This window comes from Arthrobacter sp. PAMC25564, from assembly GCF_004798705.1.
Classification (GTDB): Bacteria; Actinomycetota; Actinomycetes; order Actinomycetales; family Micrococcaceae; genus Arthrobacter.
On the sequence record NZ_CP039290.1, the window covers coordinates 3,754,714 to 3,778,457 of the forward strand.

The 23,744-nt window shown below is 67.9% G+C and carries 23 protein-coding genes; 11 read left to right on the plus strand and 12 right to left on the minus strand.

All coding sequences use genetic code 11. The features are described 5' to 3' along the window. Window positions 1–3 precede the first annotated feature (3 nt). Window positions 4–975, plus strand: coding sequence for a peptidoglycan bridge formation glycyltransferase FemA/FemB family protein (locus E5206_RS17375; protein ID WP_136323576.1), 972 nt, complete (start codon window positions 4–6; stop codon window positions 973–975). Window positions 976–1,004: 29 nt separating this feature from the next. Here E5206_RS17375 and galE read toward each other — a convergent pair whose 3' ends face one another. Next, the gene (gene galE, locus E5206_RS17380; protein WP_136323577.1) at window positions 1,005–1,976 is read right to left on the minus strand and encodes a UDP-glucose 4-epimerase GalE; all 972 of its coding nucleotides are present in this window, start codon (window positions 1,974–1,976) and stop codon (window positions 1,005–1,007) included. A gap of 132 nt (window positions 1,977–2,108) precedes the next feature. Further along, complete coding sequence (gene glpX / locus E5206_RS17385; protein ID WP_205760069.1) at window positions 2,109–3,131, minus strand: class II fructose-bisphosphatase; 1,023 nt, start codon at window positions 3,129–3,131, stop codon at window positions 2,109–2,111. Window positions 3,132–3,324: 193 nt separating this feature from the next. Here glpX and E5206_RS17390 point away from each other — a divergent pair, with 193 nt between their 5' ends. The 5 genes from E5206_RS17390 to E5206_RS17410 all read left to right on the plus strand — a co-directional run bounded on the left by E5206_RS17390 (window position 3,325) and on the right by E5206_RS17410 (window position 8,682). Next, on the plus strand, window positions 3,325–4,071 hold the full coding sequence (locus E5206_RS17390) for a DUF4245 domain-containing protein (RefSeq protein WP_136323579.1): 747 nt from the start codon (window positions 3,325–3,327) through the stop codon (window positions 4,069–4,071). Window positions 4,072–4,080: 9 nt separating this feature from the next. Further along, window positions 4,081–4,695 (plus strand): carbonic anhydrase, encoded by a 615-nt coding sequence (locus E5206_RS17395; protein ID WP_136323580.1) that lies wholly within the window; start codon window positions 4,081–4,083, stop codon window positions 4,693–4,695. 72 nt (window positions 4,696–4,767) lie between these two features. Continuing rightward, the gene (locus E5206_RS17400) at window positions 4,768–6,204 is read left to right on the plus strand and encodes a class II fumarate hydratase (protein WP_136323581.1); all 1,437 of its coding nucleotides are present in this window, start codon (window positions 4,768–4,770) and stop codon (window positions 6,202–6,204) included. Between the two features lie 148 nt (window positions 6,205–6,352). Continuing rightward, window positions 6,353–7,018, plus strand: coding sequence for a TetR/AcrR family transcriptional regulator (locus E5206_RS17405; RefSeq protein WP_136323582.1), 666 nt, complete (start codon window positions 6,353–6,355; stop codon window positions 7,016–7,018). After that, window positions 7,015–8,682: an MDR family MFS transporter gene (locus tag E5206_RS17410; protein ID WP_136323583.1), complete on the plus strand. Its 1,668-nt coding sequence runs from the start codon at window positions 7,015–7,017 to the stop codon at window positions 8,680–8,682. Before E5206_RS17405 ends, E5206_RS17410 begins: the two co-directional genes overlap by 4 nt. A gap of 177 nt (window positions 8,683–8,859) precedes the next feature. Here E5206_RS17410 and E5206_RS17415 read toward each other — a convergent pair whose 3' ends face one another. Further along, window positions 8,860–9,417, minus strand: a complete 558-nt coding sequence (locus E5206_RS17415; protein ID WP_136323584.1) for an A24 family peptidase — start codon at window positions 9,415–9,417, stop codon at window positions 8,860–8,862. Window positions 9,418–9,475: 58 nt separating this feature from the next. Between E5206_RS17415 and E5206_RS17420 the strand changes: the two genes are divergently transcribed. Both E5206_RS17420 and E5206_RS17425 read left to right on the plus strand, forming a co-directional pair. Then, window positions 9,476–10,297, plus strand: a complete 822-nt coding sequence (locus E5206_RS17420) for a hypothetical protein (protein ID WP_168709377.1) — start codon at window positions 9,476–9,478, stop codon at window positions 10,295–10,297. A gap of 48 nt (window positions 10,298–10,345) precedes the next feature. After that, window positions 10,346–11,017: a GNAT family protein gene (locus tag E5206_RS17425; protein ID WP_136323585.1), complete on the plus strand. Its 672-nt coding sequence runs from the start codon at window positions 10,346–10,348 to the stop codon at window positions 11,015–11,017. Between the two features lie 151 nt (window positions 11,018–11,168). Here E5206_RS17425 and E5206_RS17430 read toward each other — a convergent pair whose 3' ends face one another. Together E5206_RS17430 and E5206_RS17435 are read right to left on the minus strand one after the other, a co-directional pair. Then, a complete protein-coding gene (locus E5206_RS17430) occupies window positions 11,169–12,611 on the minus strand; it encodes a PhoH family protein (protein WP_136323586.1) in 1,443 nt (480 codons plus the stop codon). A 237-nt stretch (window positions 12,612–12,848) separates the two neighbouring features. After that, complete coding sequence (locus E5206_RS17435) at window positions 12,849–13,610, minus strand: isoprenyl transferase (protein ID WP_136324206.1); 762 nt, start codon at window positions 13,608–13,610, stop codon at window positions 12,849–12,851. A 153-nt stretch (window positions 13,611–13,763) separates the two neighbouring features. On the opposite strand from E5206_RS17435, the gene E5206_RS17440 reads away from it, so the two are divergent. Further along, a complete protein-coding gene (locus E5206_RS17440) occupies window positions 13,764–14,486 on the plus strand; it encodes a hemolysin III family protein (protein WP_205759958.1) in 723 nt (240 codons plus the stop codon). A gap of 41 nt (window positions 14,487–14,527) precedes the next feature. Here E5206_RS17440 and E5206_RS17445 read toward each other — a convergent pair whose 3' ends face one another. From E5206_RS17445 to mca, 3 genes are all read right to left on the minus strand, one after another. After that, a complete protein-coding gene (locus E5206_RS17445; RefSeq protein WP_136323587.1) occupies window positions 14,528–16,738 on the minus strand; it encodes a thioredoxin domain-containing protein in 2,211 nt (736 codons plus the stop codon). Then, on the minus strand, window positions 16,716–17,051 hold the full coding sequence (locus tag E5206_RS17450) for a hypothetical protein (RefSeq protein ID WP_136323588.1): 336 nt from the start codon (window positions 17,049–17,051) through the stop codon (window positions 16,716–16,718). The genes E5206_RS17445 and E5206_RS17450 overlap by 23 nt, the downstream gene beginning before the upstream one ends. Before the next feature lie 142 nt (window positions 17,052–17,193). Continuing rightward, complete coding sequence (gene mca, locus E5206_RS17455; protein ID WP_136323589.1) at window positions 17,194–18,099, minus strand: mycothiol conjugate amidase Mca; 906 nt, start codon at window positions 18,097–18,099, stop codon at window positions 17,194–17,196. A gap of 143 nt (window positions 18,100–18,242) precedes the next feature. Between mca and E5206_RS17460 the strand changes: the two genes are divergently transcribed. Together E5206_RS17460 and greA are read left to right on the plus strand one after the other, a co-directional pair. Next, window positions 18,243–18,701, plus strand: a complete 459-nt coding sequence (locus E5206_RS17460; protein WP_136323590.1) for a DUF4307 domain-containing protein — start codon at window positions 18,243–18,245, stop codon at window positions 18,699–18,701. Between the two features lie 190 nt (window positions 18,702–18,891). After that, complete coding sequence (greA, locus tag E5206_RS17465) at window positions 18,892–19,386, plus strand: transcription elongation factor GreA (protein ID WP_136323591.1); 495 nt, start codon at window positions 18,892–18,894, stop codon at window positions 19,384–19,386. Between the two features lie 82 nt (window positions 19,387–19,468). Here the strand turns inward: greA and E5206_RS17470 are convergent, their stop codons facing one another. The 4 genes from E5206_RS17470 to E5206_RS17485 form a co-directional block, all read right to left on the minus strand. Then, complete coding sequence (locus tag E5206_RS17470) at window positions 19,469–20,092, minus strand: rhomboid family intramembrane serine protease (RefSeq protein WP_136323592.1); 624 nt, start codon at window positions 20,090–20,092, stop codon at window positions 19,469–19,471. Between the two features lie 5 nt (window positions 20,093–20,097). After that, the gene (gene ilvA, locus E5206_RS17475) at window positions 20,098–21,336 is read right to left on the minus strand and encodes a threonine ammonia-lyase (RefSeq protein WP_136323593.1); all 1,239 of its coding nucleotides are present in this window, start codon (window positions 21,334–21,336) and stop codon (window positions 20,098–20,100) included. A gap of 21 nt (window positions 21,337–21,357) precedes the next feature. Then, window positions 21,358–22,671 carry an AI-2E family transporter gene (locus tag E5206_RS17480; protein WP_136323594.1) on the minus strand — a complete coding sequence of 438 codons (1,314 nt, stop codon included), beginning with the start codon at window positions 22,669–22,671 and terminating at the stop codon, window positions 21,358–21,360. Between the two features lie 104 nt (window positions 22,672–22,775). Beyond that, window positions 22,776–23,732, minus strand: a complete 957-nt coding sequence (locus tag E5206_RS17485) for an aldose 1-epimerase family protein (RefSeq protein ID WP_136323595.1) — start codon at window positions 23,730–23,732, stop codon at window positions 22,776–22,778. Window positions 23,733–23,744 lie beyond the last annotated feature (12 nt).

Here is a 23,744-nt window from a genome sequence, read left to right on the forward strand (position 1 = left end):
ACTGTGGACTATTTCCTGCAGGGCCCTGCGTGGGCAGGCTTCCAGCGTGCCCTCGGCCGCACCGTCCATGAACAGGCGGGCCCCGGCTGGAGCTTCCTCGCCGTCGAGGAGAGCAACCCCGCCGGCAAGCTGCTCTACGCACCGTACGGCCCGGTGGCCGGGACCCTGCCGGCGTTCGACGCGGCGCTGGCGGCGCTGACGGAGCTGGCGCGCCGCTGCGGCGCCGTGTTTGTCCGGATCGAACCGGTGGCTGCCGGCTTCGGGGCGGCCGACGCCGATGCCGTGCTGCGCAGCCGCGGCCTGCGTCCCGCACCGGCGAACCAGCAGCCCGAGCTCAGCTGGATCGTGGACCTGGACCGGGACTTCAAAGATGTGCTGGCCGGCATGAAGCCGGTCAACCGCAATCTGTACCGGAACATCCACAAGAAGGGCGTGACATTCCGCTCAAGCCAGGATCCGGCCGAGGTCGCGGTGCTCCTGGAGTTCCTGCACCTGACGGCGGCCCGGAACGGCTTCAAACCGCAGAGCGATGAGTACCTGCGCCAGGTGGCCCGTTCGCTGATGCCCGCCGGGGCCGCCACCCTGTTCATAGCCGAGCTCGAAGGCACGCCCATCGCAGCCGCCCTCGCCTACGACTCCGCGGACACCCGGACGTATGCCCATGCCGCCCTGGACGACACGCACCGGAAACTGAGCGCGGGGATTCCCCTGCTGGTCACCCTGATGGCCGACGCCAAAGAGAAGGGCCTGCAGCACGTCGACCTCTGGGGCGTGGCACCGGCGGATCAGCCGGACCATAAGTGGGCCGGCTTCACGGCATTCAAGAAATCGTTCGGCGGCCGTGGGATCGCCTACCCCGGGACGTGGGACCTGCCCGTCCGGAAGCTCCGCTACGGCGGCTACCAGCTCGCCCGGAAGGGCGCCCAGGCTGCCGCGAAACTCTTCAAAGCGCTGCGGAGCAGGCTCCCGCGCTAGCTTTATGCCGTGAGCTGCCGGCCCACCGGCTACTCTCCTGCTGCTGCCCGTTTCTGGGCGGCGTAGGCGCTGGCGACCATCTGTTCGACGGAGTGCCGCATTTTCCAGTCCAGGTCCCGGGCGGCCAGCGTTCCATCGGCGACGATCCGGTCCGGATCCCCCGCCCGCCGCTGCCCGATTTCCGGCTCGAAGTCGATCCCGGTCACCTCGGCCACGGCCGTCATGATCTGGCGCACCGAGAGCCCGTCCCCGGAACCCAGGTTGTAGACCGGTTCCAACGGCTTGCCGCCGGCCAGGGCCTGCGCGGCCGCGACGTGAGAAGTCGCCAGGTCCGCCACGTGCACATAGTCGCGCACGCAGGTGCCGTCAGGGGTGTTGTAGTCGGTGCCATTGATCCGGGGCGTCTCCCCGGACGTCAGCGCCCGAAGCACGATCGGAAAGAGGTTGTGCGGGCTCGTGTCATACAGTTCGCCTGAGCCTGAGCCGACGACGTTGAAGTAGCGCAACGAGGTGTGTTTGAGCCCGCGGGCCCGGCCCTGGTCCCTGATCAGCCATTCGCCGATCAGCTTGCTCTCCCCGTACGGCGATTCCGGGCGGGTGGGGGTGGCCTCCGTGACGACGTCGCCGGTGGGCGTTCCGTAACAGGCAGCGGAGGAGGAAAAGACCAGCTTGTCGACCCGCGAGAGCTCCATGGCCTTGAGCAGCCGCGCGGTGCCGGTGACGTTCTGCTCATAGGTGAGCAGCGGCTCCTGCACGGAGACCCCGGCATACTTGAACCCGGCCAGATGGATCACACCGGTCACCGCGTGGTCCCGCAGCGTACGGGCCACCAGTTCGGTGTCGAGGATGTTGCCGTGGATGAAGGGCACATCCGCCGGGACGAATTCCCGGTGGCCGCTGGACAGCGAATCGATCACCACCGGCTGGATCCGGGCGCCGCGCAAGGCGGACACCACATGCGAACCGATATACCCTGCGCCGCCAGTCACGAGCCATGTCATGGCACCACCCTACCGAACCGCGCGGCCCGATTCCGGGGCCGGGACCCTAAAGAAACGGCTTTTAATCCAGCGGATCCCGGACCGCACGGAACGCGGCCCGGGATCCGGGCATTGCTGGTCGGCCGCTAGGAGCTAGCTCTTACGGGCGTAGCCTTCCCACTTGCTGGCCTGGTGCTCGCCCTCGACAAAGCGGATGGTGCCGGACTTGGAGCGCATCACGATGGACTGGGTGAGGACCTTGTCCTTGGAGTAGCGCACGCCCTTGAGCAGGTCGCCGTCGGTGATGCCGGTGGCGGCGAAGTAGCAGTTGTCGCTGGAGACGAGGTCATTGGTGGAGAGCACGCGGTCCAGGTCGTGGCCGGCGTCAATCGCCTTCTGCTTCTCATCATCGCTCGTGGGCCACAGCCGGCCCTGGATCACGCCGCCCAGGGACTTGATGGCGCAGGCCGCGACGATGCCTTCCGGCGTCCCGCCGATGCCCATCAGGGCGTCCACGCCGGTACCGGCACGCGCGGCGGCGATGGCACCGGCGACGTCGCCGTCCATGATGAACTTGGTGCGGGCGCCGGCTTGGCGGATTTCCTCCACGAGGGGACGGTGGCGGTCGCGGTCCAGGATCATGACGTTGAGCTGGTTGACCTTGACGCCCTTGGCCTTGGCGATGAGGTGCAGGTTCTGCTTGACCGGCAGGCGCAGGTCAACCATGTCGGCCGCTTCCGGGCCGGTCACGAGCTTCTCCATGTAGAACACGGCGGAGGGGTCGAACATTGAGCCGCGCTCGGCAACCGCCAGGACCGCCAGGGCGTTGTTGATGCCGAGGGCGGTCAGGCGGGTCCCGTCGATCGGGTCGACGGCGACGTCGCACTCGGGGCCCGTGCCGTCGCCGACGCGTTCGCCGTTGAAGAGCATCGGGGCTTCGTCCTTCTCGCCCTCACCAATGACGACGACGCCGTTGAAGTGCACGGTCTGCAGGAAGGAGCGCATGGCGTCGACGGCAGCGCCGTCGGCCTTGTTCTTATCCCCGAAGCCAACCCAGTGGCCGCCGGCAATGGCTGCCGCTTCGGTGACGCGGACCAGTTCCAGTGCAAGGTTACGGTCAGGCTCGTCAATCCCGACGGCGAGCGACGGGGAAAGCGTGGAGTACTGCTGGGGCATAGGCGCTGTTGTCACGTAAACCTCTTCTTCGAGTGGCGATCGTTGAACCCGCGCGGCCGGTACCGGCCCGTCGCGGTGATTCGTCTGATACTGATCATAGTCGCGGCAGCATCAATGGTCATTGAATGACCAACGGGTGAAACGGCTCATGTCCTTCCCGGCCACCCGGACCGAATGTGGCATCGGCCCGGTCATGGGCGACTATAGAGGGGTGAGTGAATTGCAGGATACGTCCCCCGCCGCCCCAGCAGCCCCGTCCGGCGGAGCCGCACCGGAGGGTCCCGGCGCCGCCGGGCAACCGCCGGTCAAGCCCGTCCTCCGCGCCGCGGCGGCGAAACGCGCGAACGCCTCCGTGATCGGCATGTTCATTGCCCTGCTCCTGAGCATCGCCGTCTTCCTGCCGATCGTCCTCCTGAACCCGTCGCCGAAGACCGACGGCTACCGGCCCAACGTCAACGTCAGCGCCGTGGCGCAGAACGCCGCCGGTGTGGCGGGATTCACACCCGCGGCGCCGGATACCGGCGACACATTCCGGGCGAACTACGCCCGCTGGGAGTCCGGATCCGGCAGCGGTGTGCCCACCTGGGAGGTCGGCTACCTCACGCCCAAGGAGTCGTTCATCGGGCTGGTGCAGACCCGGCAGTCCAATCCCACCTGGCTGCTGCAGCAGACCAGGAACGCTGCCGTGACCGGAACCCGGAACGCCGGCGGAGTGGACTGGGAACTGCGCGACACGGGCAAGGGCGAGAAGTCCATGGTGCTGGTGCACGGCGGCACTACCGTCATCCTGACCGGAGCGGCGCAACTGGACGAGTTCAGCGTGCTCGCCGCCGCCGTCGTAAAGTCAATCGACGCCGGCGCCACAACCCCGACGGCCGTGCCGTCGCCGGGGAACGCGCCACACGCAACAGTTTCACCCTCCACCGTCCCTTCGCCGTAAGGTAAGTCCGTGGCTACCTATCTGACTCCCGCCCTCGCCTGGCAGCGCCTCCGTGAAGGCAACCAACGTTTTGTCGCCGGCACCGCGTCGCATCCCAACCAGGATGCCCCGCGCCGTTCCTCCCTTGTGGAAAACCAGCACCCCTTCGCCGTGATCTTCGGCTGCGCAGACTCCAGGCTGGCCGCCGAGATCATCTTCGACCTGGGCCTCGGGGATGCGTTTGTCGTCCGCACGGCCGGCCAGGTCATTGACGACGCCGTGCTCGGCTCGCTGGAATACAGCATCAGCGAACTGGACGTGCCGCTGATCGTGGTCCTGGGCCACGACAACTGCGGTGCCGTCACCGTCACCAAGACGGCCGTGGAAACCGGGCAGATGCCGGTCGGCTTCATGCGCAGCCTGGTGGAGCGGATCACCCCGTCCGTGCTGACCTCGCTGCGTAACAATCAGACCGACATCAACGACATGGTGGTCGAAAACGTCAAGCAGACCTCGCAGCGGCTGGTGGACAGTTCACGGGTGATTTCGGGCGCCATCGACAGCGGCCGCACCGCCGTGATCGGTCTGGCCTACAGCCTGGCGGACGGCCGGGCCGACCTCGTCTCGAGCATCGGCCGGCTCTGATCGCCGGCGTGTGGCCCGTTGCAGGCCGTTCACGGTTTTCGATGACACGCCCTCCCCCAATAAGCTAGGCCCATGACTTCCACAGAAGAATTGAACACCGCAGAATTCCGCATTGAACACGACACGATGGGCGAAGTGCGCGTCCCCGTGAACGCCCTGTACCGCGCCCAGACGCAGCGTGCAGTGGAGAACTTCCCCATTTCCGGCAAAACCCTGGAACGCGCCCACATCGAGGCCCTCGCGCGCGTCAAGAAGGCGGCCGCCCAGGCCAACGCTGAACTGGGAGTGCTCGACGACGAGATCGCCCAGGCCATTGCCGCGGCCGCCGATGAGGTTGCTGCCGGCAAGTACGACGGCGACTTCCCGATCGACGTTTTCCAGACCGGCTCCGGCACGTCCTCGAACATGAACACCAACGAGGTCATCGCCGAGCTCGCCTCCCGTGCACTCAAGGCTTCCGGCAGCGACAAGGTGGTCCACCCGAACGACCACGTCAACGCCTCGCAGTCCTCCAACGACGTCTTTCCGACCTCGGTCCACGTGGCCGCCACGTCCGCGCTGATCAACGACCTCATTCCGGCCCTCGGCTACCTGGCGGACTCGCTGGAACGCAAATCCGTCGAGTTCAAGGACGTCGTGAAGTCCGGCCGCACGCACCTGATGGATGCCACCCCCGTCACCCTGGGGCAGGAGTTCGGCGGCTACGCCGCGCAGGTCCGCTACGGCGTCGAGCGCATCAATGCCTCCCTCCCCCGCGTTGCCGAAGTCCCGCTCGGCGGCACCGCCGTCGGCACCGGCATCAACACCCCGGCCGGCTTCCCGGAACGCGTGATCGAGCTGCTCGCCGCCGACACCGGCCTCCCGCTGACCGAGGCCCGCGACCACTTCGAGGCGCAGGCCAACCGTGACGGCCTGATCGAGGCCTCCAGCCAGCTGCGCAACATCGCGATCTCCTTTATGAAGATCAACAACGACCTGCGCTGGATGGGCTCCGGCCCCAACACCGGCCTCGGCGAGATCTCCATCCCGGACCTGCAGCCGGGCTCCTCGATCATGCCCGGCAAGGTCAATCCGGTCATCTGCGAAGCCTCCATCATGGTCTGCGCCCAGGTCATCGGCAACGACACGGCCATCGCCTGGTCCGGTACCAACGGCGCCTTCGAGCTGAACGTCGGCATCCCCGTCATGGCATCCAACCTGCTGGAGTCGGTCCGCCTGCTGGCCAACACGAGCCGCGTCATGGCGGACAAGATGATCGACGGCATCACCGCCAACGTCGAGCGCGCGCGCTTCCTCGCCGAGGCCTCGCCGTCCATCGTCACCCCACTGAACAAGTTCATCGGCTACGAGAACGCCGCCAAGATCGCCAAGAAGGCCGTGGCCGAGGGCCTGACCATCCGCGAGACCGTGGTGGCCATGGGCTTCCTCGAGCGCGGCGAGCTGAGCGAAGAGCAACTGGACACCGCCCTGGACGTTATGTCCATGACGCGTCCCCCGCACAAGGCCTAGTTTCCTCCGACGTACGTCCGCGGCCGGCACCTTTCCCACGAAAGGGGCCGGCCGCTGGCGTTAAGGCAGCCGCGGGCCGGCCGGTGTTGGAATTGTCCGCCTGCACACAAAATTGCACTTATCCAGAAATAGTGCAAAACTTTACTTTGTGAGCAATAGTGCAATACAAGAAGGCGGCCTCCGCGAGCGCAAGCGCCTGGCCACGCGGTCGGCGATCACCGCCGTCGCACGATCCCTGACAGCCGAGCGCGGCCTCAACGGTTACACCGTGGATGAGGTCTGCGAAAAGGCCGGGATCTCCCGCCGGACCTTCTTCAACTACTTCCCATCCAAGGAAGACGCCATCATCGGCCACGTCGACGACGAATTCCCGGCCGAAACCGTCGAAGCCTTCATCCGCGGCGGCGCGGGTTCCCCGGCCGGGGAGATCTCCGCCACGCTCTTCCAGGATCTGGTGACCCTGACGCTGCAGCTGTCCGAAAGGATGAGCTCCTCCGAGGAGGAAACCCGCCAGCTGATCCGGGTCATCAAGAAGGAACCGCAACTGGTGCTGCGGATCATCGGCGCCTCGGAACAACGCGAGGCCGATTTTTCCCGCATGCTGGCGGCCAGGGAAGGCGTGGCACCGGACCATCCGGTGGTCCGGATGGCCGTGCTGCTGATCGGCGGGATCGCCCGCAAGAGCAGCATGGCGTATTTCTCCGAAAGCAATACCCGCCCGCACAGGGAGCTGCTGCTGGAGAATATCGCCGCGGCCCGCACACTTTTTTCCCAGTCTTTCAATCTCCTCCCCTCCCCAGAAGGACCCCAATGAGTACCACCGACAGTCCGAAGGCGGCAGCCGCACCCCTGCTGCTGACCCAGAAACGCATCTGGATCATTTTCTCCGCCCTTATCGCGGGCATGCTTCTCTCCAGCCTGGACCAGACCATCGTGTCCACGGCCATGCCCACCATCGTCGGCAAACTCGGCGGCGTGGAGCACCAGGCGTGGATCACCACCGCCTACCTGCTGGCCACCACCATCGTGATGCCCATCTACGGCAAATTCGGTGACATCCTGGGCCGGCGGAACCTCTTCCTCGTGGCCATCGCACTCTTCACCCTCGCCTCCGTCGGCTGCGCGTTTGCCACCGATTTCTGGGGCCTCGTCATCTTCCGTGCCATCCAGGGCCTGGGCGGCGGCGGCCTGATGATCCTCTCGCAGGCCATCATCGCCGACATCGTACCGGCCAAGGACCGCGGCAAATACATGGGCCCGCTGGGTGCCATCTTCGGCCTCTCCGCCGTCGCGGGCCCGCTGCTGGGCGGGTTCTTCGTGGACCATCTGACCTGGGAGTGGGCCTTCTACATCAACATCCCGATCGGGATCGCGGCGTTCACGATCGCCTGGTTCACCCTGACCCTGCCGAACAAGAAGGCGGAAAAGCGCATCGACATCCTCGGGGTGCTGCTGCTCTCGGCCGCCACCACATGCCTGATCTTCTTCACCGACTTCGGCGGCAAGAAGGACGAGGGCTGGGATTCACCGCTGACCTGGACCTTCGGCGCCGGCCTGGTGCTGGCCGTCGTTGCCTTCGTGCTGGTGGAACGCAAGGCCGAGGATCCCATCATTCCCCTGAGCCTGTTCAAGAACCCGATCTTTGTGAATGCCACAGCAATCGGCTTCACCCTGGGCCTGGGCATGTTCGCCGCGATCGCCTTTGTCCCGACGTTCCTGCAGATGTCCTCCGGCACGTCGGCCGCCGAGTCCGGGCTGCTGATGCTCCCCATGATGGTGGGCCTGATGGGCATGGCCATCTTCTCCGGTATCCGCATCTCCAAAACCGGCAAGTACAAGATGTTCCCCATCCTCGGCGGCATCCTCACCGTCGCTGCCATGCTCTGGCTGACGACCCTGACCGCGGCGACCCCCATCTGGGTCATCTGCGTCCAGCTGTTCGTCTTCGGCGCCGGCCTCGGATCCATCATGCAGGTGATCGTCCTGGTGGTGCAGAACGCGGTGCCGGCGGACCAGATCGGCACCGCGACCAGCACCAACAACTACTTCCGTGAGGTGGGTGCCTCGCTGGGCGTCGCAGTGTTCGGCTCGATCTTCACGTCCCGGCTCTCCGAATCCCTCACCAAGGCCTTCAGCGGCGCCGGGGCCTCGGCCGATCAGGCCTCGCAGTCCACCAGGACGCTGGATCCGCAGGCCCTCAGCCAGCTTCCGGCCCAGCTCAAGGATGCGATCGTCAACGCCTACGCCGACTCCCTGGCGCCCGTGTTCTGGTATCTCCTGCCGTTTCTCGGAATCGCGCTGATCCTGGCGCTGACCCTGAAGCAGATCCCGCTCTCGGACACCGCCGGCATGGTGGCCCGGGGCGAGGCCGTGGGCGGCGAGGAAGCCGAGCGGCTCGACGCCGAACGGCACTCGGCCCGGGCCGCCGGGGAAGCCGGACCGAAGAACGACGACGAGCTCACGCAGCTTCGCAGCTGAGCCCCGGCAGTCCTGGATGGGTCGAAGGAACGCCGCAGCCTTGGGGGTGCGGCGTTCCTTCGTCGTTGTGCCCGCGGCAGGGGACATGTCCAGCCCTGCACGTGGGAAGTGGACACGTGGGGCTTATGTCCGGTGGCCGCGGGCAGGGCGGGGCATGTCCAGGCGGGTAGAGGTCAGTCAGGACGCCGGCAGCAGGACCATGGCGGCTGCGGTGCCGGCCAGCATAAAGGGCCCGAAGGGGATGCTGGATTTCAGCGACCCGCGCCGCACCGCCAGCAGCCCCAGGCTCCAGAGGCCGCCGAACAGGAACGCGGCAAACGTTCCGGCGAACACGTGCGGCCAACCCAGGAACCCCAGGTACATCCCCAGCACGCCGGCAAGCTTGACGTCACCGAAGCCCATCCCCGGCGGGTAGGCGGCCCGCAGGAGGAAGTAGAACAGCCACAGCACCGCTCCCCCGGCCAGGATGCGGAGTCCCGGCACTCCGAAAAGCCCGGCGCCGCCGTCGGGCGTGGCGCCCTGGACGCCGGAAAGGACAAGGCTGGCAGCGGCTCCCAGCAGGAGTACCCCCGCGACGCCGTAGGAAGGGAAGACGATCCGGTTCGGCAGCAGGTGGTGGCGGACGTCGATGACGGTGAGCCGGACGGCCATGACGGCAAAATAGGCGCAGGCCGCCAGCACCAGCCAGAAGGCCAGGGCATTGCCGGCGCCGAGTTCGCCGAGTCGTTGGATCATCCTCGGATGCTACTGGATATTCGCCGGACGCGGCTTCCTGTGTGCGTAAACTGTGGATATGGCGGCATGGGACAGCAGGAACCGGCGCGAGCCGCGCACTTCCGGCGGTACCGTGGATCCGGCCACTGCGTTCCGGAACCTGTGCCGTTCCTCGCCGTGGAAGTGGCAGTCGCTGCGCTTCGAATACCTGGACCGGCCCGTCAGTTCCGCTGATCCGGCCGCTTCCCCCGGCTCCGCCGCGCCGTCGGGTCTGGTCAGGGCCTGGCTGCGGCGCCCCGGAGCCCTGCGGCTGGAGACGGCTGACGGGCTCGTGCTGCACAGCACCACCGGCATCAATGATTCCCGGGACGGCTTCTACGTCAGCGCCACCCGGAAGTCATGGCTGCTGCCGCCACAGCTGATCACCCCGGTGTACGACGACGGCGGCCTGGTCCGCCGCCGCCCCGAGGCCGCCTACGGCGAGCCATGCTTCGGCAACGGCCGCTTCGGCGCCGCCCTGGACCCGGTGGAGCTGGCAGGAAACGCCCCGGTGCCCCTTGAGTTCCCCAACTCAAATGCCGTGGAGCTGGGCCCTATCACCGAGGTGGACCACGAGAGCCGGCCTGCCCTGGAAACCAGGGTTGTCCCCAATGCCAGCTACCGGCCTGCTGATCCCGCGGCGCCGCTCTGCCGCCCGGGACGCACGCTGCTGAGGATCGACGCCGGCACCGGAGTGTGCGTCGCGAGCCGCTGGCTGGAGGATGAGCCGGCAGGCTACGGCCACTGGCTGCGGATCCTGGCCGTGGACGAGTACATGCTCGACGATCTGTTCCTGGCCGAATCCATGAACCTCACGGACGTGCGCAGCCACATCAGCTGGGATATCGCGCCGGAGGCATGAGGGCGCCCGTAACTCGCGGAGCCGGAAGCACGGCGCTAGGCTTCCGGGATGACTGAGCTCGCCGGCTGTTTCCCGCCCTTTGCCCTCATGCTGACCACCCCGCGCCTCGTCCTGCGGCCTATCAGCGACGACGATATCCCGGCAGCGGTGCAGGCTGCCCTCAGCGGCATCCACGAACCTGGCCACAACCCATTCAGCAACCCCTGGAGCGAAGCCCCGGCGCACGAGCTTGGGCTGAAGATGGCCCAGTGGTACTGGCGCTGCCGCGCAAACATGTCACCACAGGATTGGACCCTGTTGCTGGGCATCTGGCACGACGGCGGGTTCATCGGCTGCCAGGACATCGCAGCCAAGGACTTCGCGACGCTGAAGACCGTCACCACCGGTTCCTGGCTCCGCAGAAGCGCCCAAGGCCGCGGCCTGGGCAAGGAGATGCGTGCCGCCGTCGCACTCTATGCCTTCGACTGGCTCGGCGCGGAGGTCGCAGAATCCGAAGCCGTTGCCTGGAACCACCAGTCCCTCGGGGTCTCCCATTCGCTCGGCTACGAACTCAACGGAGTCACGCGCGTGTCCTGGGGCGGCAAGCCCCAGAACGTCCAGAAAGTCCGCCTCACCAACGAAACCTTCAACCGCCCCGACTGGCAGCTGACGGTGGGAGGCCACGAGGCAACAGCAAAGTACCTCAAGATCCAGCGGAAGCCGGATATCGGCAAGAATTGACCCATGCACACGCCGGACCACGGTCCCTATGCAAGGTGCCTCTTTCACGGCCGGGCAAACCCGATCACAACCGCGCGCAAAAGGGCCGCGGCCCGGCAAACCCGGCCACGGCCCTTCCAAGGAGCGACGGCGGGAGGCCGCGGCCCGCAGCCTAGATCTCCGCCCCCTCCAGCAGCTCCGTCACGAGCGCCGCGATCGGCGAGCGCTCCGAGCGGGTGAGGGTGACGTGGCCAAAGAGCGGGTGCCCCTTGAGCGTCTCGACGACGGCGGCAACGCCGTCGTGCCTGCCGACCCGCAGGTTGTCGCGCTGGGCGACGTCGTGGGTCAGGACGATCTTCGAGTTCTGGCCGATGCGGCTCATCACGGTGAGCAGCACGTTCTTCTCGAGGGACTGTGCCTCATCCACGATCACGAATGCATCGTGCAGCGAACGGCCGCGGATGTGGGTCAGCGGCATGACCTCGAGCATGCCGCGGTCCATCACTTCCTCCACGACTTCCTGGCTGACGAGCGCACCGAGGGTGTCGAAGACCGCCTGCGCCCACGGATTCATCTTCTCCGCCTCTGAGCCTGGCAGGTAGCCGAGTTCCTGGCCGCCCACCGCGTAGAGCGGCCGGAAGACGATCACCTTGCGGTGCTCCTGGCGCTCCAGGACGGCCTCGAGGCCGGCGCAGAGGGCCAGCGCGGACTTTCCGGTGCCGGCGCGCCCGCCGAGGGACACGATGCCTACCTCGGGATCCATCAGCAGGTCGATTGCGAGCCGCTGTTCGGCCGAGCGCCCGTGCAGTCCGAAGACGTCGCGGTCGCCCTTCACCAGGCGCACCTGCTTGTCCGCCCCCACCCGGCCCAGGGCCGATCCGCGGCTGGAGAGCAGGACCAGCCCCGTGTTTGTCGGCATCTCGGCCGCCTCGGGGATGAAGACCGGCTCGTGGCCGTAGAGGGTGGAGACGTCCTCCTCGCTCGCGTCGATTTCCGCGACGCCGGTCCAGCCCGAGTCCTTGACGAGCTCGTTGCGGTATTCGTCGGCCTGCAACCCCATGGCCGAGGCCTTGACGCGCATCGGCAGGTCCTTGGACACCACCGTGACGTCCCGGCCCTCGTTGGCCAGGTTCTTGGCGACCGCGAGGATCCGGCTGTCATTGTCCCCGCCGCGGAATCCGGCCGGGAGCACCTCGGCGGAGATGTGGTTCAGCTCCACCATAAGCGTGCCGCCGTCGCGGCCGATCGGGATGGGCCGGTCCAGGCCGCCGTGCTCAAGCCGCAGGTCATCGAGGAGCCGCAGCGCCTTGCGGGCGAAGTAGCCGAGTTCGGGATCATGGCGCTTGCCTTCGAGCTCGGTGATGACAACGATCGGCAGGATGACCTCGTGTTCGGCGAAGCGCAGCAGGGCCCGCGGGTCCGAGAGCAGCACCGAGGTGTCGATCACGAAGCTCCGGGCCGATTCCCGCCCTGCCGTTTCTTCCCCGGAAACAGCGGGACCGGCCGCAGCATGGGAATCCGCTGGACCGGTCTTTGAGGTGGCTCGCTTGGCGCGAGAGGTAGCTTTCCGTCCCTGGTCGGTATTGACGTCGGGCAGTTGTTCAGAGATAGCCACATCGACTCCAGCCCCGGGGCACATGCCCGGAATTGTTATTGGTGAGGCGGTTCGGCCTGAAGGCCGGACGCGGCCTCCCCTGCACCCGGTGCGAACATCCGCTCCATGTACTGGCCTCCCCGATTGGCCGGCGGTTTGCCTGCCAATGCGTCAAAGGTAAATCTCCGACCCGGCGTTTCCCCGGCCATTCGTGGGCGATTCCTGTTGCCGTCTGATTAACTCGTGATGAACACCGGCTCAGGTGCCGAAGCGCCGCTGCCTTCCGGCGTAGTCGCGCAGGGCGCGGAGGAAATCGACTTTACGGAACGCCGGCCAAAGGGCCTCACAGAAGTAGAATTCGCTGTACGCGCTCTGCCACATCAGGAACCCGGAAAGCCGCTGCTCCCCCGAGGTGCGGATCACCAGGTCCGGATCGGGCTGGCCCCGCGTGTACAGGAACCGTGAGATGTCGTCCACGGTGAGCTCGTCGGCCAGCTTCCCGATGTCCTCCCCGCGGGCGACGGCGTCGTGCAGCAGTTCGCGGACGGCGTCGACAATCTCGCGGCGGCCGCCATAGCCGACGGCGACGTTGACGTGGATCTTGTCGCGTACGGGAGTTCGGGCGGTCAGGTGGTTGAGCCGCTCGGCCAGGTAGTCCGGCAGCAGTTCCGGGGCGCCCATGGCGTGTACGGAAATGTCGGCGTCGTCGTCCAGCCGGTCCAGCGTGTTGGCGATGATCCCCATCAGCAGGTCAAGTTCCTCGCCTGAGCGGCTCATGTTGTCCGTGGACAGCATGTACAGGGTGACGACTTTGACGCCGAGTTCCTGGCACCAGCCGAGGAACTCGTGGATCTTGTCGGCCCCGGCCTGGTGCCCCTGGCTCGTGGGGGCGTTGAACTGGCGCGCCCAGCGCCGGTTGCCGTCGACCATGACACCGATGTGTTTGGGGATGCGCCCCGGGTCCAGCGAGCGCTGGAGCGAGCGCTCGTAGAAGCCATAAAGGAACCCGGGCAGTTCCATCCGGAGATTCACCTGGCTTCCTTAAAGTACGACTGCAGTGCAGATCCTAGGCTACCTTCCGGAAGGAGGGGCCGTGTGCAAGCCCGCCGCCATTTCCGACCGCACAATACTTACCCTCCGGTAACTTACTGCCGCGTAAGTTATTATGGCGGCATGGATAGCAACAGCCGCGAGCCGCGGCCGGAGCGGCACCCGGGCCGTGGACACGGTCCGGTGGACGAAGCCGCGGTCCGGATTGCCGAACTCCTGATGATCAAGCCCAAGTGGCGCGGCTGGATCCACACGTTCACGGCGCCGTTTGCCCTGGCCGCGGGCCTGGTCCTGGTGATCCTCGCCCCCACCCCCGATCTGAAGACCGCCTCCGCCGTCTATGCCTTCACCGGGGTGCTGCTCTTCGGGGTGAGCGCCATCTACCACCGCGGGAACTGGTCGCCCGGGGTCAAGATCGTGCTGAAGCGGCTCGATCACACCAACATCATGCTGGTCATTGCCGGCAGCTACACGCCTCTGGCCTGGGCGCTGCTGGAGCGGCCCAAGGCCGAACTGCTGCTGGGGATCATCTGGTCCGGAGCCATCCTTGGTGTGCTGTTCCGGCTGCTGTGGACCCATGCGCCGCGCTGGTTGTATGTGCCGATCTACATCGCCCTGGGCTGCGGCTCGCTGTTCTACCTGCCGGAGTTCTTCGCCGCCAATGTCGCATCGGCGGTGCTGATCTGCGTCGGGGGTGCCCTCTACATCGCCGGCGCCGTGTTCTATGCCTTGAAGAAACCGAACTTCAGCTACCAGCACTTCGGCTTCCACGAACTGTTCCATGCGTTCACGGTGTTCGCCTTTGCCGCCCATTTCATCGCGATTGCCATCGCCGTCCTGGGCTGAGCCGCCCCGGCCCCGCGCGCAATGAATTGCCTGGGCGCGGGTCATCGGGACATGGCAGCCAGGCGTTCCCGCAGCCCTTCGACGGAACCCGCCGGACGGTCACAGACCATGCCGCGGCACAGGAACACCTGGGGGCCGCCGTCCGGACCGGCGCCGCGGCCGTGCAGCAGCGGCACCGCCGCGGCATCTTCACCGCCGGCGTCGCCGCCGTCCTGGACCGCGATCACCAGCCCCGGGCTGGGCGAGCGCAGCAGCTCGCGGTGCATTGCCGCCCGCTCCGGCGTGTCCGGGCCGGCGACGGCGGCCTCCACCGGGCCTGCCAGCCCGGCCTGCGCCGTCGCGAGCAGCCACCCTGCCACCCGGGGCGCCCGGGTGGCCAGCGGCGGCAGCAGGGACAGGATGTTGCCGGCCAGGGCACGGTGTTGACTCGAACCCGAGAGTGCCGAGTAGGACAGCAGCACGCCCGCGAAGGCCGCGGCCCCGCTGGGGGTGGCGCCGTCGAAGGGGTCCAGAGCGGCGCGCCGGCCCTGGGCATTGAACACCTGCTCCGACTCCCCCGCGGTGTCCGTCAGGGCGCCGTCGGCCACGAACCGCGTGCAGGCGGCCTGCACCATGGCGTCGGCCAGCCGGTACCAGCGGGTGCGGCCGGAGACGGCGTAAAGCGCGAGCAGGCCTTCGGCGCAGAAGGCGTAGTCCTCCAGCAGGCCGCCGATCCCCCGGGCTGCCCCGGCATGGGACACCCGCACGAGCGTGCCGGGTCCGCCGCCGGAGCCTGCCTTCCAGTGCACGCGCGCCAGGTACGCCGCGATCCGTTCGGCGGCTCCGGCCAGCTCCGGGCGGCCCAGCACGGCGCCGGCTTCGGCCAGCGCCGCGACGGCCAGCCCGTTCCAGCCGGCCACGACCTTGTCATCCCGGGCCGGCTGCGGCCGGCGGTTCCGCGCTGCCAGGAGCAACGGCCGGGCCCGTTGCCACAGGGCGGCCTCCCCGCCGCCGGCCGCGCGCCCGGGGTGCAGCGGGGAGCCGTCCGCGGAGACCGTGCCGCGGGCATGCACATTCATCAGTTCCGCCACGGCCGGACCGTCCGCGGGCCCCAGCAGACCGGCCAGCTCCGCGGCCGTCCAGAGATAGCTGGCCCCCTCGGAGTGCACGCCCTCCACCACGGTGTCGGCGTCCAGGGACGAGGCGAGAGCCTCGGGGCCGCCTTCTGGGCCCGCCCCGCCGGCGGCCCCGAGGCCCAGCGAGGACAGGATCCAGTCGGCGGTGCGGGAGGCGACCTCCGCAGCCTCCGCGGCCGGGAAGTGCGCCGTACCGCCGAGCCGGACCCAGTGCACGTAGACGCGGAGCAGCTGGGCGTTGTCGTAGAGCATTTTCTCGAAGTGCGGAACGGACCAGTCCCGCGTCACGGAGTAGCGGGCGAAGCCGCCGTCGAGCTGGTCGAACAGCGCCGACCGGGACATCGCGGCGAGCGTGCGGCCCGCCATGTCCCGGGCGGCCGCCGCGGTGTCCGGGCCAGCAGCGGCCGACGGCACGGCGGCGTGTCGGATCAGGAATTCAAGGACCGCGGAGGGCGGGAACTTGGGCGCGGCGCCAAAACCGCCGTCCTCCGGGTCTTCCGAACGGGCCAGCGCGCGCACGGCTTCCGGGAGCAAGGCGGCGTCCACGGGCCCGGGCGGCCCGTCGAGCCGGACGGCTGAACCAAGTTGTGACCCGGCGATGCCTCGCGCCAAGGTGGCGGCATTGGCTTCGACGGCGCCGCGGCGCTCCCGCCAGGCCTCCCGTACGGCCTCGAGGACCTGGCCGAAGGAAGGCCGGCCCGGCATCGGCCGGGGCGGGTAATAGGTGCCGGCATGGAAGGCCCTGCCGTCAGGCAGGAGGAAGACTGACATCGGCCAGCCGCCTTCGCCGCTGATCGCCTGGGTGGCGGCCATGTAGACGGCGTCGACGTCAGGGCGCTCCTCGCGGTCCACCTTGATGGCGACGAAGTTGGCATTCAGGAACTCCGCGGTGGCCGGGTCCTCAAATGATTCGTGGGCCATGACGTGGCACCAGTGGCAGGCCGCATAGCCGATCGAGAGGAACACCGGGACGTCACGGGCGGCGGCAAAGGCGAAGGCCTCGTCGCCGAACGGGCGCCAATGGACGGGGTTCCCGGCGTGTTGCCGGAGGTAGGCAGAGGGTTCTCCGCCCAGGGCGTTGGCGGCCTCGGGAAAGGTTCGGGATGGACCGCCGTCAGCGGGTTCCGGGCCCGGCATGACCGTTGGCTTCCGGGCGGGAGCCGGCACCGTGGGCAGTCCCCGGGGCGCCGCCGGCTTCAGGCTCCTGGCCGGCGCCGTCAGTTCCTGCCTCGGCCGCGGCGCGTTCTTCCTCCACCTGCCCGCGGTAGCGGACCCGGCGGATGCGCCGCACCATGTCCACGATCAGCAGCGCCGTCAGCACCACGATGAAGGCCGTCAGCAGGAAGCCCAGCAGGCCGGGCGTGACCTGGTCCTGGGAGAGTCCCGGACGCAGCGACGGCGACGGGGTGGGCGCCGGGGCCGTTGCCAGGGCGATGAGCAAGGAATGCACTTGGGAACCTTCTGTGGGAACTGGGTCGGCCCCGGTGGCGGGATCCGACGGCGGGCCGCGTCTACTGGTTTTCTGCTGCCGGGTTTCTGCTGTGGGAGTGCTTCAAACGGCTTCTACACCGTATAGAAATGGCCCGCTGGGTCTATCTTAGCCCGGCGAAGAGGTCCGTTTCGGGCAGCTCCGTGGGGATCCGGGACTGGATCAGGGAGTAGTCTTCCCACGGCCAGATCCGGCGCTGCATCGCCGGGGAAACCGCGAAGAAGAATCCCTCCGGATCCACCTGGGTGCGGTGCGCCCGGAGCGCATCGTCGCGGGCTTCAAAGAAGTCCCCGCACTCGATCTGGGTGGTGGTGGGGTGCGTCGGCGCCGGAGGGGTGTGGCCTTCCGCATCCGCCTCCAGCCAGGTTGCCAGGCGTTCGGCATACGGGGACTGCAGCCCGGCTTCCTCCAGCGCGAAGTGCAGGGCACGGAAGCGGTCCGGGCTGAAAGCGCGGTCGTAGTACAGCTTGCCGGGCGCCCAGGGATCGCCCGTTCCCGGGTAGCGGGCGGGATCGGCGGCGGCTTCGAAGGCCTCCACTGCCACCCGGTGCGCCATGATGTGGTCCGGGTGCGGGTAGCCGCCGTTCTCGTCGTAGCTGAGGATCACGTGGGGCTTGAACCCGCGGACCAGCCTGACCAGGGGCGCGGCGGCCCGTTCCAGGGGCTGCACGGCGAAGGAGCCCGCCGGCAGGGGCGGCAAGGGATCGCCTTCCGGAAGTCCGGAATCCACAAAACCCAGCCAGCGCTGGCTGACGCCGAGGATCCGGGCCGCCCGGGTCATCTCCAGCCGGCGGGCCCCTGCCATGTCGCGCTTGGGGTGCGGTTCGCCTTCCATCGCAGGGTTCTGGATGTCACCGCGGGAGCCGTCGGTGCAGGTCGCCACCAGGACGTCGATGCCCGCGGCGGCATACATGGCCATCGTGGCGGCGCCCTTGCTGGATTCGTCGTCGGGATGAGCATGGACGGCCAGCAGTCGAAGCGGCACTGACGGGCTGGGGGACGCTGTCATCGTGGGACGGCTCCTCTTTCTTCTGCAGGTTCGTTCGGCGGGTCTGAAAAAGCGGGCTGAAAAAGCGGTGCTGGCCAGGCCGGTGTGCCTTGCGGCCCGGCGGCGCGGAAATTAGCCCGTCCGATCCACACTAAACTGGAGTGGTGACTTCCGAGGATCAGCCTGCCGCGCCCGCACCGGCCCCTACCAGCCTAGCCAATCGTTACGGCGGTCAAAAGCGTGCCCTGACCGGCAAGGCCAAACGCGGCATCCTGATCGCCGCCCTCGTGGCCGTCATCGGACTCCTGGCCTGGCTCTCGATCTCGTCCGCGACTCCCGCGGTCAGCTTCAAGGACATCGGCTACAGCACCCCGGACGCCACGCTCGCGGAAATCGACTTCCAGGTGACCAAGGACCCGGGAGCGGACGCCAAATGCGCCGTCAAGGCCCTCGATGACAGGTTCGCCGTCGTCGGCTGGAAAGTCCTGGATATCGGGCCCAATGCCGCCGGCTCGGGGGCGGACGGCGGCCGCACGAGCGTCCAGCGGGCGCTGGTGCGCACCGAATCGCAGGCCGTCTCCGGCGTCGTGGACAGCTGCTGGGTTCCGGACGCGGCAAAGTAGCCCATGGAGCACGGCACCAGCCGGCGGCGCCGGATAACGCGGTGTGACCCACGCCGCAGCGATCTTTGGTTTATCCACAGGATTGACTACAATGGATCAATACCTTTCCCCCGCTGAGCTGGTTACTGAGTCTTAAAAGTGGCCACCGTGGCGGGGTCTTTGCTTGTTTGACCACAAAAAGGAGAAGTCCGTGTCTACCACCAACAGCGCAACTGCAGCTTGGCTTACCCAGGAAGCTTTTGACCGCCTGAAGGCAGAGCTGGACCACCTTTCCGGCCCTGGCCGCGCGGAAATCGTCCAGAAGATCGAGGCCGCCCGCCAGGAGGGCGACCTCAAGGAGAACGGTGGCTACCACGCCGCCAAGGAGGAGCAGGGCAAGATCGAAGCCCGTATCCGCCAGCTCACCGCACTGCTCCGGGACGCCCACGTCGGCGAGTCCCCCGCGGACGATGGAATCGTGGAGCCCGGAATGCTCGTCGTGGCCAGGATTGCCGGCGACGAAGAGACGTTCCTGCTCGGCTCCCGCGAAATCGCCGGGGATTCCGATCTCGACGTCTTCAGCGAGAAATCTCCCCTGGGCGCGGCCATCGTCGGCCACAAGGAGGGCGAGTCGCTCAGCTACACCGCCCCGAACGGCAAGGTCATCACGGTCGAGATCATCTCCGCCAAGCCCTTCGCGGGCTGACACCGGGATACAGCACACCGGAACCACGACGCCGGCCCTCCCCTTCAGCGGGAGGGCCGGCGTCGTCGTTGGTGGACTTCTTTTAGCGTCCGGCGCGCAGCTGCCCCGCCCGGCGGGTGCTCAGGAGCAGCGCCGCCACGACGCCGCCAGCAGCCCCGCCGAGGTGCGCCTGCCAGGAGACGAAGCCTGCCACTGTCGGCAGGATGCCGAAGAGGATGCCGCCGTAGGCCATGAACAACACTACGGCGAGCAGGATCTGCCACCAGCTGCGGTTGAAGAACCCCCGCACCAGCAGGAATGCGAAGAGCCCGAAGACCAGCCCGGAGGCGCCGACGGTGAGGTTCAGTCCGATCAGCCACACCGCCGCGCCGGATCCCAGCCAGCTGGACGCCAGCGCGGTGACGAACACCCGCAGCCCGGAGAGAAACACCAGGAAGCCGAAGACCATCAGCGGCAGCGCATTGGAGAGCAGGTGCGCCAGGTTGGCGTGCAGCAGCGGGAATGTCAGGATGTCCAGGATTCCGTCCAGGCTGCGCGGGCGCAGGCCGAACACGCCGTTCAGGGAGTGCAGCAGGACCGTATTGACGATCTCGATCACGAAAAGCAGCCCAACGAACGAGCCCACCACCAGCAGCCCCCGGCGGGCGCGGGCGGCCGGGGTGTCACCGGCGCGGGGCCGTTCACTCCGGAAGGCGTCCAGCACCATGGCCGCTAGTGCACCACAATCGGCTGGAAACCCTCGGCACGCAGCGCCGCGAGGACCTGCTCGCTGTGTTCGTGGCCCTTGGTTTCCAGGTTGACCGTGATGGACACGTCACCCATGCTGATGGAGCCGCCCAGGCGGGTGTGGTCCAGCCCGGTGACGTTGGCGTCATTTTCGGCGATAATGCGGGCGATGGTGGCCAGCGAGCCCGGACGGTCGTCCAGCATCATCCGCACCGTCATGTAGCGGCCGGCGGCGGAGAGGCCCCGCTGGATGACTTTGAGCATCAGCATCGGGTCGATGTTGCCGCCCGAGAGGATCACGGCAACGGTCCCGGGGTTTTCGATCTTGCCTTCCATCAGGGCCGCGACGCCGACCGCACCAGCGGGCTCGACCACCATCTTGGCGCGTTCCAGCAGGAAGATCAGGGCCCGGGCCAGGGCGTCTTCGCTGACGGTGACGACGTCGTCGACGAGTTCGCGGATGATGCTGAAGGGCAGCTGGCCCGGCCGTCCCACGGCGATGCCGTCGGCCATGGTGGATACGCGCTTGAGCGGGACGAGGGCGTCCGCGGCCAGCGACGGCGGGTAGGCGGCGGCGTTTTCGGCCTGCACCCCGATGATCCGGATTTCCCGGCCGAGTTCCTTCGCCCGTGCCTTGACGGCCACGGCGACGCCGGCGAGCAGGCCGCCGCCGCCGACGCCCATCAGGATGGTGTCGACGTTGGGGACCTGTTCGAGGATTTCGAGTCCGACCGTGCCCTGGCCTGCCACGATGTCCACGTCGTCGAAGGGGTGGACGAAGACGGCGCCGGTTTCATCCGCGTAGCGTTTGGCCTCGGCGAGGGCCTCGTCGACGTTGTGCCCGTGCAGTACGACCTCGGCGCCATGGCTGCGGGTGGCGGCGAGCTTCGGCAGGGCGACGCCGAGCGGCATGTAGATGCGGGCCTTGATGCCCAGGCTCTTGGCGGCCACCGCTACGCCCTGGGCGTGGTTGCCGGCCGAGGCAGCGACGACACCGCGCTTCTTCTCCTCGGCGGTGAGCTTGGCCATCCGCACGTAGGCGCCGCGGACCTTGAAGGACCCGGCGCGCTGGAGGTTCTCGCATTTGAGGAACACCTCGCCGCCCACCATGGCGCCGAGGGCCCGCGAGGACTCGATCGGTGTCCGCGTAATGATCCCGTCGAGCAGCTTCTGCGCCTCCAGGACATCGTCCAGCGTGACGGGCAGGCTCTCAAGGGTATTCACGAACTGTTCTCCTTCGTCGGATCAGGCTCCGGCGTCCCGTCCGGCATCGCCGCCCGGAACACCGTTATGGCGGGCGTCGCGGCGGCCGGGGGTGTCGCCCGGCACGTGGACGTCCATAAACGTGTTGTCTGCGCCGGTCCCGTCGGGTGCAGGGATGCCCTGGAGACGCGCGGTTGCCGGCACTTCCTCATGTTCCCACGTTCTGCCGGCAATATAGCGAATCGACGAGTTTGCTACGGCGAGGATCGGCACCGAGAATAGCGCACCGGGGATTCCCGCCAGGTAGGATCCGGCGGCGACGGACAGGATCACGGCCACGGGGTGCAGTGCCACGGCCTTGCCCATCACGAGGGGCTGCAGGATGTGGCTCTCCAGCTGCTGCACGGCCAGCACGATGCCCAGCATGACCAGGGCGTTGACCGGCCCGTTGGCCACGAGGGCCAGCAGGACGGCGACGGCGCCGGTGACGAGGGCACCGACAATCGGGATGAAGGAGCCAAGGAACACCAGCACGCCGAGCGGAAGCGCCAGCGGCACTCCGATGATGGCGGCGCCCGCCCCGATGCCGACGGCGTCCACGAACGCGACAAACATCTGGATCCGCGCGTAGCTGACCATCGAGGCCCAGCCGCGGCGGCCGGCCCCGTAGGTGGCGGCCCGGGCCTTCCTGGGCAGCAGCCCGACGAGGAAGCCCCAGATCCGGCTGCCTTCGAGCAGGAAGAAGATCAGGACGAAGAGCGCCAGGACCAGGCCGGCGGCAAAGTGGCCTGCCGTGCTGCCGAAAGTCAGCGCCCCGCTGAGGATGCTGCTGCTGTTGTTCTGCAGCGCCGCGGTGGCGTCTTTGATGTACTGGTCGATCTGGGCGGCCGTCAGTTGCAGCGGGCCTTCGGACAGCCACGCCTGGACCTGCTGGACCCCGGCGAGCGCCTCGGACCAGAGTTCACCGAAGCCGGCCGCGAGTTGCCGGCCAACGAGCGACAGCGCGCCGGCGATCACGCCGATGAAGCCAAGGACAGTGATCGCGACGGCGAGGCCGTTCGGCACCCGGTGCCGGGCCAGCCACCGCGCCACGGGGCTCAGGAGCCCCGCGAGCAGGGCAGCGACCATAACGGGGATGATGAGGAAGCTGATCTTGCCCAGCAGCCAGATAAGCGTGCCGGCCACGAGGAGGATGAGCCCGATCCGCCAGGCCCAGGACGCCGCGATGCGGACGCCGTAGGGAATATCCTGATCGAGCTCACGGTCCGTCAGTACCCGCGCGGCCGGCGCCGGCGCGGCCACGGGCCCGCCGGAATCGATGCGGGTCCGTGGGGCGGCGTCCTCAGCTGGCATCATAGCCCCATGATTCCCCAGTACACCCCGAATGGGAAACCGATGGAAAACCGCTGGGAAGCGCACGGGAAACCGGCGCATCCCAGGGCAGATCCGCGCCCCTGGGCTTAGCCCAGCGACGCGCTGATACCCCAATTCATGCTGAAGCTCTCCCCCGGCGCCAGCCAGCGCAGGCCCGCGCCGCTGTTGAAGGCGTTGGCCGGGCCGGTCATGGGCTCGATGGCCACCGCCTTCGCGCGGCCCGGGAAGTTCGTTGTCACGAAGACGTGGACGTAGCCGCAGCTCCCGTCCTGCCAAAGGCTCACGCTCCGCCCGTCCGGCGCCCGGAGGGTGTGGCGGGCCACCCCGCCGTCGAAGTCCAGGTCGGTGTAGGCGGAATCGATCTCCAGCCCGGCCACCTTCCGGCCGCCCCGTAGGTCGAAGTCCCCGCTGACCGCCTCGGTGCTGCGCGGGATGAGCCGCCCGTCCGTCACGAGCCGGGTGCGGGCGCCCACGGTCACGGTCAGTTCCTCGCTGGGCACCTCCCCCAGCCGGAGGTAGGGGTGGGAGCCCAGGACGAACGGCGCGGGCGTGCCGGAGTCGTTGACCAGGGTCTGCCGGACTGCCAGCCCCAGCTCGGCGCCCAGTTCGTAGCGGACCCGGTGCCGCAGCAGGAAGGGGTAGCCGTGCTGGGGGAAGATGGCAGCTTCCAGCGTCACGGCGAATTCGGATCGGGCCACGGGTTCGTAGGAGGCGTTGCGCAGCAGCCCGTGGCTGGCGTTGTTCCGGGATACTTCGGTGATGTCCAGCTGCTGCTTCTTGCCGTCCAGGTGCCAGACCCCGTCTTCCACGCGGTTGGCCCAGGGCGCCAGTGTGATCCCGGCGGCGCCGGGCGCAATCTCCGAGTCACTGTAGCTCTCGGTCAGCGCGGTGCCGCCCCGGCTGTACAGCCGGAGGCCGGCGGCCAGTTCGGTGACGACGGCGCGGGCGTCTCCGCGCCGCAGCTCATACTGCCTGCCGGTGGCGCAGCGCCGCACTGAATTATCGGGACTACCCGGAGTGCCGGGGGATTCGCTCAGATCCATGGCACCACGGTA